At 68.4% G+C, this 746-nt stretch carries 1 protein-coding gene; it reads right to left on the bottom strand.

Annotated elements, in window-relative coordinates; translation table 11 throughout:
- A partial coding sequence (locus NBZ83_RS32430) for a VC0807 family protein (RefSeq protein WP_261576548.1) occupies positions 1-583 on the bottom strand: 583 nt, incomplete at its 3' end.
- Positions 584-746: the final 163 nt, after the last annotated feature.

Here is a 746-nt window from a genome sequence, read left to right as displayed (position 1 = left end):
GGCGGGGGCTGGGGCCGCGCAGGCCCTCCAGTCGGGCGACGCGCCAGGACCAGGCGACGGTGATCGCCACCGCGGTCGCGGTCACGGTCATGCCGGTGACCCCGCGGATCGCGACGAACACGGCGGTGGACTGGGATACCAGTAGCCAGAAGGTGAAGGCGGCGTTGCCGAGGTTCACCACGGCCCAGAACAGGGTCAGGCCGAGGAAGAGCCGGCGTACTCCGATGCGCTCGGTGACGCCCGGTGGTAGCGGACAGAAGTCGCCGGCCAGTCGGTGGACCAGTGGTCGGGGTGTCAACGCCGACAGCAGGAAAATCAGACCGATCACGGCGGCGACGATCACCGGTTGCAGGAAGTAGATGAACGCATTGCCATTGATGATCACGATGACGGTGCGGACGGTGAGCCCGACCGAGGACAGGATCAGCATGGCGGGAATGCGCTGCCTGCGCACGACGCGGCGGCCCAGGGCGATGTAGCCCCAGGCCACGGCGATCAGCGCGGCGAGGGTGAGGCCGCCCAGATGCAGAAAGATCAGGAAGAGGGCCGCGGGGATGACAGTTGCTTCGACCAGATGTGGCACCGCGTGTTTCGCGATACTTCTGGGGCGGGGCAGCTGTACGGCGGCTGTGTCGCTCACGGGCGCGGGACCCGGCGGGTCCACGGAGGGACGCGGGGGTGGACTCGGAAGCGCCGGCTCGCGGTCGAGTGAACCGTCGGCAGAGACATGAGCTCCTTGGGGGGAA

The organism is Frankia gtarii (assembly GCF_025403375.1).
Taxonomy (GTDB): domain Bacteria; phylum Actinomycetota; class Actinomycetes; order Frankiales; family Frankiaceae; genus Frankia; species Frankia gtarii.
Note: the sequence above shows the minus strand (reverse complement) of the source record. Positions and strands in the feature narration are given on the sequence as shown.